The sequence below is a fragment of the Priestia sp. FSL R5-0597 genome, from assembly GCF_038006305.1.
GTDB classification, from domain to species: Bacteria; Bacillota; Bacilli; order Bacillales; family Bacillaceae_H; genus Priestia; species Priestia zanthoxyli.
Genome location: NZ_JBBOUZ010000001.1, coordinates 2,659,967 through 2,671,648, shown reverse-complemented (window position 1 = coordinate 2,671,648; position 11,682 = coordinate 2,659,967). Strand labels below are relative to the sequence as shown.

Annotated in this window: 12 protein-coding genes and 2 pseudogenes; all 14 read left to right on the top strand. The window is 36.9% G+C overall.

Annotated features, from left to right (window positions below):
• Window positions 1-62 precede the first annotated feature (62 nt).
• Window positions 63-1,457 (top strand): MATE family efflux transporter, encoded by a 1,395-nt coding sequence (locus MKX72_RS13645; RefSeq protein ID WP_033579223.1) that lies wholly within the window; start codon window positions 63-65, stop codon window positions 1,455-1,457.
• A gap of 336 nt (window positions 1,458-1,793) precedes the next feature.
• On the top strand, window positions 1,794-2,225 hold the full coding sequence (locus MKX72_RS13640) for a YwqH-like family protein (RefSeq protein ID WP_155008040.1): 432 nt from the start codon (window positions 1,794-1,796) through the stop codon (window positions 2,223-2,225).
• Entirely contained in the window at window positions 2,222-2,479 is a 258-nt protein-coding gene (locus tag MKX72_RS13635) for a YwqI/YxiC family protein (RefSeq protein ID WP_013083474.1), read from the top strand. Before MKX72_RS13640 ends, MKX72_RS13635 begins: the two co-directional genes overlap by 4 nt.
• Before the next feature lie 18 nt (window positions 2,480-2,497).
• Window positions 2,498-4,630: a T7SS effector LXG polymorphic toxin gene (locus tag MKX72_RS13630; RefSeq protein WP_080754431.1), complete on the top strand. Its 2,133-nt coding sequence runs from the start codon at window positions 2,498-2,500 to the stop codon at window positions 4,628-4,630.
• A 23-nt stretch (window positions 4,631-4,653) separates the two neighbouring features.
• Window positions 4,654-5,124 carry an SMI1/KNR4 family protein gene (locus MKX72_RS13625; protein ID WP_033579222.1) on the top strand — a complete coding sequence of 157 codons (471 nt, stop codon included), beginning with the start codon at window positions 4,654-4,656 and terminating at the stop codon, window positions 5,122-5,124.
• 513 nt (window positions 5,125-5,637) lie between these two features.
• A pseudogene (locus MKX72_RS28330) lies at window positions 5,638-5,718 on the top strand (polymorphic toxin type 15 domain-containing protein); the annotation flags it as partial.
• 13 nt (window positions 5,719-5,731) lie between these two features.
• Window positions 5,732-6,286: a T6SS immunity protein Tdi1 domain-containing protein gene (locus MKX72_RS13620; RefSeq protein WP_034269054.1), complete on the top strand. Its 555-nt coding sequence runs from the start codon at window positions 5,732-5,734 to the stop codon at window positions 6,284-6,286.
• A gap of 370 nt (window positions 6,287-6,656) precedes the next feature.
• A complete protein-coding gene (locus MKX72_RS13615) occupies window positions 6,657-7,436 on the top strand; it encodes a hypothetical protein (RefSeq protein ID WP_116740432.1) in 780 nt (259 codons plus the stop codon).
• Between the two features lie 19 nt (window positions 7,437-7,455).
• A complete protein-coding gene (locus MKX72_RS13610; RefSeq protein ID WP_034269060.1) occupies window positions 7,456-8,169 on the top strand; it encodes a pentapeptide repeat-containing protein in 714 nt (237 codons plus the stop codon).
• A 167-nt stretch (window positions 8,170-8,336) separates the two neighbouring features.
• Window positions 8,337-8,766, top strand: a pseudogene (locus MKX72_RS13605) (SMI1/KNR4 family protein).
• Window positions 8,767-8,851: 85 nt separating this feature from the next.
• On the top strand, window positions 8,852-9,334 hold the full coding sequence (locus MKX72_RS13600; protein ID WP_033579219.1) for an antitoxin YezG family protein: 483 nt from the start codon (window positions 8,852-8,854) through the stop codon (window positions 9,332-9,334).
• A 286-nt stretch (window positions 9,335-9,620) separates the two neighbouring features.
• On the top strand, window positions 9,621-10,046 hold the full coding sequence (locus MKX72_RS13595) for a DUF600 domain-containing protein (protein WP_155008248.1): 426 nt from the start codon (window positions 9,621-9,623) through the stop codon (window positions 10,044-10,046).
• A 334-nt stretch (window positions 10,047-10,380) separates the two neighbouring features.
• Window positions 10,381-10,860 (top strand): DUF6985 domain-containing protein, encoded by a 480-nt coding sequence (locus tag MKX72_RS13590; RefSeq protein WP_033579217.1) that lies wholly within the window; start codon window positions 10,381-10,383, stop codon window positions 10,858-10,860.
• A 147-nt stretch (window positions 10,861-11,007) separates the two neighbouring features.
• Window positions 11,008-11,463 carry an immunity protein YezG family protein gene (locus MKX72_RS13585; protein WP_033579216.1) on the top strand — a complete coding sequence of 152 codons (456 nt, stop codon included), beginning with the start codon at window positions 11,008-11,010 and terminating at the stop codon, window positions 11,461-11,463.
• Window positions 11,464-11,682: the final 219 nt, after the last annotated feature.

Here is an 11,682-nt window from a genome sequence, read left to right as displayed (position 1 = left end):
AAGGAAATGTGTGGTAAGATACTTCTTGTTTGAAATTGGATATCGGTAAAGAAGGTGATGGGATGACCGCGGTCGAAACAAAAAAAGGGCCAAAAGAAAAGCTGAATTTGTTTTTCTTAACGTGGCCGATCTTTTTAGAAGTGTTTCTTTTTATGTTAATGGGGATTGCTGATACCTTTATGCTAAGTGCGCTGTCGGATGATGCCGTATCAGGAGTCGGAGCAGCCAATCAATACCTTCACATTGCGATTTTGGTGTTAGAGGTCATTGGTAACGGAGCGGCAATTGTTGTCTCTCAGTATTTAGGATCAAAACGGTATATGGAAGCGTCAAAGATTTCTGCTTTGGCCGTTACGTTAAATTTAGGAGTCGGGCTAGTCATTAGCGCGGGTTTTCTTTTGTTTTCAAGACATATGATGGAAGCGATGAACTTACAAGGTGATGTGCTGATGTATGCACAAAGCTATTTATCCATCGTTGGAGGAGCTATTTTTCTTCAAGCGATTATTAACTCTCTTGCAGCGATTATTCGCGTACATGGCTTTACGAAGCAGGCGATGTTTGTTTCACTTGGAATGAACATTTTTCATATTGCAGGAAACTATGCTTTAATTTTCGGGAAGTTCGGCTTTCCGGAAATGGGCGTGCAAGGAGCAGCGATTTCATCTGCGTTCAGCCGATTCGTTGCCCTTATTGTGTTCTTTTGGCTGCTGTATCAAGTGATGGAATATAGAGTGAAATTTCAATACTACATTACGCTTTCAAAAGAATATATCGGTAAAATTTTAAAAATCGGTATTCCCTCGGCTTTTGAACAAGTGATGTATCAAGGCTGTCAAATTGTCTTTTTATACTATGCAACCTACCTAGGAGCAGAATCACTTGCTGCGAGACAGTACGCGATGAATATTTCAATGTTCATTTACTTATTTGCCATTGCAATTGGAATGGGTACAGCGATTATTGTCGGCCGTTTAGTAGGCGGAAACGAAAAAGATGAAGCGTACCATCGCGTATGGAAAAGCGTCAAATGGGCCAGTGCCGTAACGATGATGATGGTTGTTCTTGTGATGACATTCAGAACACAGCTGATCAGCATGTTTACAGACAATCCGCATATCATTGAGCTTGGGGCGACGGTGCTGCTTCTGAGCATTGTGCTTGAAACGGGAAGAACGATGAACATTGTGCTGATTAACTCGCTGCGGGCAGCGGGAGATGCCAAATATCCGGTGTTAATTGGTGCGATGTCGATGGTCATGATGAGCTTGCCGCTCGGTTATTTCTTCGTTTTCCATTTAGACATGGGGCTCGCTGGCATTTGGCTTGCCATCGCAGCCGATGAATGGACGCGCGCAGTTATTATGTTTTTTCGCTGGAAAAGCCGAGCATGGGAAAACTACGGACTTATACAGCACGAACAAACAGCTGAAGAACCAACGCCGGTTCAAGTATAAAACAAAACCTCTGCAGGATGTGCAGAGGTTTTTTGCTGTGTAAAAAAACGAAGTAAAGCTGGTCTTTTTACGCAAAAAGCTTTAATTTGTGGGAAAAAACGGGTATGGGTACAAAGAAATGGTTTTATTCTACTTATTCTTTGTTTTAGATAACGGTATATGGTTGGATGACGTATTTAGACATGAGTCTTTTTTCTCTGATTTTCCATTTTTATCTCAATTCATGAAACTAGAAGCATAAAAAAGAGAGTTTTTTCCTATTTAGCTATAATGAGACAAATTTTATACTTATAATTATTGGATTAAACTCGAAATGTGCGGAACAGGAGGAACGATATGGGGTTAGGAAGCGTATTAGACGGACTGCTGGGTGAAGTATCTGGAAGAGTCTCAGATGTAGAAGGGAAAATTTCTAAGCTAAGAACGGCTAAAAGTAAAATTGAGCATGAACAAGCTTTTTCATTAAAAGAAATTGAACACATCAAAAAGCCTGAGCTGGGAGACAAATGGACGGGTACGTTATCGGATGATTTTGACGAAAAACGTACGGCAGCCTACGACAACATAAAAGGCATTTTAGACGGTGATTACGATGGATACATTCGTGAAATTGAAACAAAGATATGGGCGCTAGAAGCTGAAAAAGGAGCTTTGAGTGGCTTGAACGCCGTTATTGGAGAAGCGGATTCTTTATTAGCTAAAGGTGAAGAAGCCTATGACGCAGTAGAAAACAAGATTAGTGAAATTAGAAGGGGGCTGTTTTCATGACAATTAAGCTTGATCACGCTGACGTTATCAAAAAGCTTGAAGCAGTCAGCACAGCGATTGGAAATTTATCCATTAGCAAAATGCCTGACCTCGGAAAAAACAGCCTTGATACTACAGAGAAATGGGAAGCGCGCGAAGAAGAAATTCAAACGCTTATTTCTACTTATATAAAAGCACTAAACAAAAACGTAAAAGATACAAAATCTAATGTAGACTTACTAAAAGAACAAGACGAATCTATTATCCATTCGTAGCAGCAAAGGGGGATGACTGTGGGAAAGGTATACGATGCAAAAGCGCTGTTTGATGTAGCAAAAGACAGGGAAAAAGCCTACGATGAGTTACTAAGCCAGCTGGGTGAACTGAAAAAAGCGCTGCAGGGCGTAGCGGACTTAGATGGCAGCTTAGAAGGAAAAGGCGCTGACAATATAAAATCTTTTTATAAGCAGCACGCCGATACGGCCGGACAGTGGGAAAACTTAATTAAAATGCAGCAAAGCTATTTTTCAACGCTTCACGTTAAAGCTGAAAAAGCAAAGCTATCAGGAAGCACGATTGTAACTGAATCATTTTTAGAAACAGAGCTAAAAAACGCCAATAGCAATGCTAAAGAAATGGTTGCGCAGCAGCACGACGATCTGCAGAGTATTTTAAACGGTATTGACGATATCGTCTCTATTTCAGCGTTTTCAACGAGTGAGTTTAACGATAAAATAGAAGAAGCAGAGAAAAAACGCACCGATACAATTGAAGCAGTGAACCAGCTTGACGCTGAATGGTCAAAAGAATACAGCGAAATGGACGACTTCTATGCGGTAGTGGATACGCTAGTAAGCGGCTTAGAGCTTGCTACGAGTCAAGGAGGAAGTGTCTATCAGCTTGCCTTTGACGAAAAAGCCTATCACGACAGCGAGCTGTATAAAGTCCAAACAAAGCTAAACGACTATGCCACTTCATATGTTGATTACAACAAGCAGCAAGAAGAAGTATACGAGCTGGAAAAAAAGCAAGAAGAAGAAGCAAACAAGCCGTGGTATGAAAAAACGTGGGACGCGGTTTCTACCTTTACAGGAGAGGTCAGCGGATATTATGATTATAAACGAGCAGCAGAAGGCGTGGACCCTGTTACGGGTGAAAAACTTTCTACCTCACAGCGCGTCGCAGCAGGAGCCATGGCAGCAGCCGGCTTCATTCCGGTTGTCGGCTGGGTAGGAAGAGCCGCAAAAGGCGGAAAAGCCATCTACAAAACGGCTAAAGGCCTAAGCGCAGCGGATCGCGCCTTAGACGCCTACAAATCCGCTAAATCCTTCAAAGTCCTGGAGCAAACCGAAAAAGGCCTCTACGGTCTTGTGGCTGCAAACGGCTTAGGAGAATACATGACCGGACGCGACATGTTCGGGAATAAAATCAGTGAAGAGCAGCGTAAAGCAAGCCTTCTGCAAGCATTAGGAATTGCTGGAGCTGGGGCGCTTTCTACGAAGGTAGCGGGGAAAATGGGACAAAGCCTTGCGACCAAAGGAACCGAAAAGCTCAACAACATGCGCAACACGCTTCGCACAAGCGCCGTTGCCAACGTCACAAAGCAAGCCTACCAAAGCGTCAAAAACGCACCGGCCTCTTGGACACAGTCGCTACATAAAACGTATAACAACATCCTAGACAGCAGTATGCCACGACTCATGCCAGAACTTGTGCCGGCTGGTCCATCACTTGCCCAGCAGACGGTGAGAGAGACCTTGCAGAATGTGAAGCAGCAGACGATGCAGATGGCGCAAGCTCTCTATAACCCAACTGCCAAGCGATACCAAGATTCAGAAACCGGACGATTTGTGGCTAACCCGAATGTGGAGAGAGTGGAGAAACCGGTTGTTAAAGAAGTTGAGAAGGTTCAAGAAGTTACTAAAGGTACGGGTAATGTAAACTTAAAAAACATTGATGAGTTTATTGATGGTGCTAAAACTTTTGATGATGTTGTCAATGATTTTGCTCGACTATACAGTGAAAAAATTCAAACAAACAAAACTTGGTCATGGAATAAGTCATTTCATGGTGGAGAGTATTTAACTGCCCGCCAACGAAAATTGATAAAGGAAAAAGCAATTGCAGATGGCCTGATTCCCAATGTAAATGTTATTAAAGCAGATGGAATGAGATATGGTTTTGCAGATTTCAAGGGTGCTGGACTCGTGGTAGAGGCTAAAGATTTACCAGAAAGTCTCTGGTTAAAGTCTGACGAGGCACAATTTGAATGGCTAGATAACGTAATTGGTGGAAGACCAGAAGGTATGACATGGCACCATACTGAAGTACCAGGTAAGATGGAACTAGTACCTTTTGGAATACACAATATAACTATTCATAATGGTGGCAGATCTACTGGAATGTGGGCAGATGCTCCGAGATAGGATTTAAAGAAAGGAGAAGAAATATGAAAATAAAACAGGACACTATAGTAAGGCCATTGCCTTCAGAGGAATTAATAAAAAATCACGAAAAATTTTGGAGACTTTCATTACCAGAGTCTTTCTTAGAATTTATAAAAGAAAATAATGGTGTAGAGGTTGAGGAAGCAACATTTGAGTGTAACAACCGTGGTTATGCTTTAGAAAGGTTTTTGTGTATAGTAGATGATATTGAGAATCACCCAAAAGGAATTTATGACATAGATGTTGTATTTTCACAAATAGGTGAAAGGTTAACTGATAACGAAGACTTATTGGGGGCAGAGGTATTGCCAATAGCTAGTGTATTTGCGGGTGACTTTGTATGCTTAGATTTTAGAACAGATAAAAATAATCCATCTGTTTGTATATGGTCTCATGAAGAATCCGGTGAGTTTGAGCCTGTTACATATAATGTGGCAGATAACTTTACTGAATTTTTAAAGACACTTGAATAGAAACAAAGAGAGTACAAGTTGAAAATATATGAAGGTAAATTTGATATTCATAATGGATAAATTTTATAGTATGGAAGAAAGCACCTGATTGCCTTTTGAGCAACAGGTGCTTTTATTAAAGTTTTAGATCTTGGTCAACATAGAAGATGCATTAATGAAATTCATAACTCATGATGGTTTCACCATCAAGGCATTCTGTTTTAATACTTGGTTTGTGAAAATAATATAATAATTAGGCGATAAACAATGGATAAAGTAAAAGGGTGTTCGAACTCTGCTTTGGCTTAATAAATTATGAATTGTATTTTTACTAGATACGGCCGTATAATACTCGCTATTCGTTAAAAAAGCGTTACATAAATTTTAATTTCGTAATGGGAGGCTGAAAAATTAAACGTTGTTGAGTATACAGAATTCTCAACTCAAGGACAGGTAAGTTGAAATATCAAAAAGACGAAATCAAAGTATACTGTAAGGAACAAGGCTTGAACTTGATACATATTGTTAGAGATTGAAGAGATAGAAGAGATGGCTAAAGATATGACGCCTGAACAACTCAAAAACACGTATTTAAATGTAAAGCTTATACACTAGGGAGGAGTAGGAATTGAATATATACAATGATTTTCGGCAAAGTGGAACAGTAGAAGAAGAAACAATCAATAAATATAAAGAGCATCTTCCAAAAGAATTGATTGAAGCGTGGAAAACATATGGATATGGAACCCTTCTGAATGGTTATTTAAAAGTAATTAACCCTGATGATTTTAGGGAGTTGATAACTGACACATATTTAAGAAATGAAGGGACTATTCCAATTTTTGCTACATCCATGGGTGATATTATACTATTTGAGATGGATGAAAATAATGAGTCCTATGTAGTTATGGTTAACTATCGCAAGGCTAAAACGAAAGTGCTAGCTTCAAAATATTCTTTATTTATTAGATTTTTAGAGGAAGAACCATTTAGACAGAGATCATTAGAATGGTCACCTTATATAAAAGCAGTAGACCACTATGAGTTGCCAGCTTATGATGAGTGTTTTGGTTATACTCCATTATTAGGGCTTGGTGGAGCAGAAAAAGTAGAGAATCTAAAAAAAGTCAAATTGAAGGAACATATTCTCATTATTACTGAATTTATGGGACCAGTACAGTAATGTTCAAAGCTATATTACAAAATGAACTATAAGCACTTGACTGCCTTTTAGGCAACAAGTGTTTTTTTGTGAGCCATTTTTAAATTTCTTAGATACCTGATGTGAATGTCAAAAAATATCAGAAAGTTAAAGAGAAGTGAGGTTGAATTTTGAAAAAATATTTCAAAAAAACAGGTGTTGATGTTAAAAACATTTATACTGAGAGTAATATGCAAACAAAAAAATTTATAGTTAAAAACATTATTGATGGTAAGCATGGCCTTACAGCATTTTATTATTGTTAAAGAAGTAAAAGTAGTGTGAAAGAATTTGAAGATTTATTCAGTGAATTGCAGACTGATATGATATCTAGTATGGAAGGAGGATATAAATGAAACCTAATTATTTTTCAATTTCAATGTACCCCACAGTAGCTTTTAACGAAGAGGAGCTATTAGGTCGTCTTTTGGATGTGTTTGAGTCAAATGAAAAATTTGCTCCTACCCATTGGGGTAACTCTGAAACAGTAAAGGTAGAATATAATCGTCGGGAAATTCTAGAAAAAGTGATTTCAGAGCGTAGAGTATCTGAAGTTCACCTGTATCGTGATAAAGCGGTGCACTATAAAGGGAGTTTTAAAGTTAACTGGAGTCATAGTTCATATTTGGAGTTTGAGTTCCATAAATCAATACCTAAAAAATTATGGTCTGTTTTTTTTGAGTTATCTGATCAAATCGCAGAAATTGTAAAGCCGCGTTATGGAGTGTCCCAAATTTTTTGGAAAGCATCTTATCCATGGAATACTGAATATGAACGCTTACATATGTGGATTAATATGTCTTCACTACCTATACCGGTCAGGTTTCTTCCTAACGGTCCCTTGGGGGTAGGAGCTAGAACATATTTTAGTGGTCATATTTTAGAAATGTTTGATAAGGAATTCCTACTAAATACTCCCGCTGTCGTATCAGAATTAGAATGGGGCGGGGTTTGTATGGATCTTTTACAAAATCCATTAGAAGCTGATAGGGATACATTGCTAGATCGGTGGTTACATGTAATGAAATACTTAGAACCAGCTCAAGTAATAGCTGTGCCAAGTTTTCATGAAAGTCGAATGGTTGTCACGTATTCGCCCAATGTTGCTTGGAAGAAGTATCTAGAAAATTAAAGGAAAGGAATTTGTAATCATGGATGAGAAAAGTAATGAGCGAATAAGGGTTATGGAAATAGTAAATAGATCTCAATATAATGATGAGGTTATAGATCAGGTAGATATGAGTGATTTAGACCTTAGTTTTTCAGACCTGTCAGAAGTAATGGCAAGGCGTATTATGGCAAAACGTGTTGTGTTGAGAGCCTCTTCACTAATGAGAGCAGCGTTTCATGACTGCGATTTTGAGTTAGCTGATTTCAGAAGTTGTAATTTAGAGGAAATTAACATGGCAGATTGTAGGTTTGGCGAAGCGGATTTTTCTAAAGCAAATATGAAATATGCAAAGATAAATATAAGTAGTTGCTTTGAAACTCGTTTTAATGAGGCTGATTTTTCACATGGAGAATTAGTTGGAACAAATTTAAATCATGCTACATTTCGCCATGCAAATTTGTCAGGAATTGATGCGGAACAGGCCGACTGTACGGGAACAGATTTCAGCGGTGCCAACCTGACAAATAGTAAATTTGAAAAAGCGCATTTGGAAAATGTAAATTTATCAGCGGTAGATGCTAGAAATGCTAATTTCACAGAAGCGGATTTTACCGGTGCAATCCTTTTAAATGGGGATTTCACAGAAGCGGATTTTACCGGTGCTAAACTCGACAATGTAGTTTGGACAGGAGCAAATGTAGAAGGAGCTAAGTTTGACGAAAATGTGAAAGAACAAGTGTTGAAAATGATATAGAAGTTGATTTTAAATTGTATGTAAAATTGGCACCTACGTTTTAATGTATGATTTGTCACAGCATGTAAAGGGTGTCACACTCTCACTATAAAACTTGAAACTAAAAGAAAGAATCTCTAGGGATGATATGGGTTGCAAAGTTATGGACTGAGACAATTTATAGAGGGATGAGTAATATAAATTGGAGATCATGGGATGAACAAGTGACTAAGAAAGAAGTGGAGAATGTTGAAGAAAAATTAGGAGTGAAATTTCCCTTAGATTATATAGAGGTCGCTATAGATTATAATGGTGCCCATGTTAGTCCTGAATTATGTCAAGTTGAAGGAAAAGAAAAGGTATTTGGAAAATTATTAACATATGAAGTTGAAGATGATGAGCATATTCTAGAAGTCTTTAATGATTACCAGGATACACTTCCGAAAAAGTTAATCCCTTTTGCCCTCGATCTGTCTCTTTGATTATAAAGAACATGAAAATGCTTTTGAAAAAGAAATGTTAATCCAAGAAGAGGGTTTAATGGAAGAGCGTGCAAGAGAAAATGTATTTTACGTTGCATCAACATTTACTGAATTTCTCAATAAGTTATATGACTAAGGAGTAAGAGAAAATAAACACTTAGTTTATGAAAGTTGTATGGTTGTTGAAAAGAATTTGGATAACGTACCGAGAGGGGAATTAGATGAAGAATGAAAAGTTAAGTAAGTTATATAGTGAAATAGCAGAGATTGTGATTGATACAATTCCGGACAAGTGGTTTAAGATATATCTTTATGGTGAGGCTGGAGAAGGTGTGCAAGAGTCATATTTTTATTACTGTCCAGAAGAGGATGCTACGCCTATTTACAGTCATAATATTGTTGAACTTTTTAATGTATCAGAAGAAGAATATTTTAAGAAATGGCATGGCTTGTTAGATTGTATTAAGACAATGAAGAAAGAGTTTATTGATAACAATCAAGAAGCTTGGACAAACTTCACTATGATTTTTGATAATACAGGAAAGTTTAAAATTGATTTTAATTATGATGACCTTTCGAATGAAAATTCTCATGAGAGAATGATTATTTGGGAATATGAGCATCTCCATATTATGCCTAAAAGTAATTCAGGGAAAAAATACTTAGAAAAGTATCTTAAAACTCTTGAAGATGCGAAGAATTAAGTACATTAGGTAATATTGTTACTGCGGTGTAATGAAACTTACAAACTTTGAACGAACATAGAAACTTAGAAAACATATAAACTTAAAGCACTTGATTGTCTATAGAATGACAACAAATGCTTTTTGTTTTTGTTATTTCAAGAAGAAAAGGAAACAATAAAAGGCCATCAGAATTTATCGTTGAATATGAGATAGACGGAAGATATGAGGGGATAAATATACTAAACTAGGAGTGGACATATTGGGAAAAGTATTTGAGGATTACTTTAGTGAATTTCAGGCGGATATGATTTCGATATGTTTAGAGTATGTTTTCGATAGAGTAAATAAAATATATATATATTGTTCTTATGAAGAAGGTCTTATTTCAAATGATTTTTTTTATAATATCAATGGTGAAATTGTGGAGAGACATAAATTTAATGATGCATTGATCAATGTAGAGAATAAAGACGATTTTTCTTATGATACTTCTGTAGTCCGTCAAAAAGCAGTTGTTAAAATAATCAATGAAGACATTAAAGAAATGATTAAATTATGCAAAGAATACAATCGTGAAATGCCAACAGAGATTAAAATGGTTTACGATGTTAAAGCAAATAAATTAACCGCAGATTATAAGTATGAGCTTGTGCATACAATTGATTCTAACGAAACTGCAAGTTCCGTTGCTAGGCGGTGGTTTGAGCAAGTTAAGAGGGAACATATTTAATAATAAAATAGCTTTTTACTTATTAAGAACCCTTGATTGAGTGTCAGTTATTCGTTAAAGGGTTTCTTTTTATAAAAGGCAGTTTCGCTACTGAGAGAAGGCGTAAATTTTGAGGAGGCTCCTAAGGGTACGTTTGAAGTTGCGCAGAAGAACCCAGCTAGAACCTTTAACAATACGTATGGAGAAAGACTTGCACAAATACCGGTGAATAATGGAAAATAGAATGAAGAACGTGGTGACTCCACATTTGCTTATAAGAATGAGAGGGTCAATAAAACCCTAAGTGGAGTTTTTAAGGCAGGTAAAGTAAAAAAACAAGTAGAGGGTGGCAGCAATGAAGACCATTCAACATAAAATGTTTGGAGAATTAGCCTACTACCATGGTTGGAAGAGGGCTATGAACATTACCTTGTTTGGACAGGAAAAGACTGTAATATTAAATATTGAAGCAGAAGATGATGCAGAATTTGAAGATGCACAGGTCAATGCTTATCATAAATTTTTTAATGACAAAGAACGTCTTTTGAACTTGGCTGAGGATGCTATATTGAACTATTATTTAGAAGTTTACGAAGATTACAGACGGCGGCTCGGTGAGAAATTCGCTGATAAGATGGCTCCTGTCATATCCACAAAGGACGAGATAGCTACTATTGTTGAACCTAAGCAACTGATATTTCCTATGGTCTTTGATGAAGATGTAAGACAAGTTGGTTTGTTACTTGAATGCACGTGGGAACCTGAGCATGGTCTTGCGGTAAAATTTGAGGATGAAGAAATAGTCGCGGTTGGTTTTCAAGATATTGTTTTATAATTTTGAGGGCTACCTGGTAAAGCATACTGTAAAGTAAAGAGAATAACTCGGACTTGATACATATGTTCAGAGATAGTGGTGTCCAACTAAATGAAAAAGCATTGACGTTGAACTTAAATTTAGAGCGGTTGAAGGAGTAAAGGTAGTATGAAAGAATTTGAAGATAAGTTTAGTGAGTTACAAGCCGATATGATATCTATATGCATGGAGTATGTTGAAGATAGAGCTGATAAAGTATATGTTTATGCTTCACGTGAAGAAGGAGTTACTGCAAGTGACTTTTTTTATTTGATTAATGGTAAATACGTAGAACCCCATAAATTGAATGATGCTTTGGAAGAGGGGGAGGAAAACTACGATACATCTGCAGCACGAAATTTTATGGTATTAGATATTTTAAATGAGGATATCGGGAAAATTAAAGTATTGTGTCAAGAGCATCAAAGAGACATGCCTACTGAAATGAAATTAATCTATGATGTAAGAAACGGAAAATTTAAAGCTGAATACAAGTATGACTTAGTTTATACGCATGACGATATTAAAACAGCCAGTCATATTGCTGATGAGTGGTTTGAAGAAGTAAAAAATAACAAGCTTTAATTTCGTATTGGTGTGTGATAATGAAGCAGTTAGTGCATCAGTTAGTGCATATGGTAATAACATGATGAGAAAGTACACCAATTTTAGAACTATCATAGATAATAAAATAATTGTTACTTTATAGTACATCAAATGGTTTGACTTAGTAAGCGATAATTGGTAACCCAATTATCGCTTTTGGTTTTAAATAAGGATACGGATAAAGCCAAGCATTTAGAT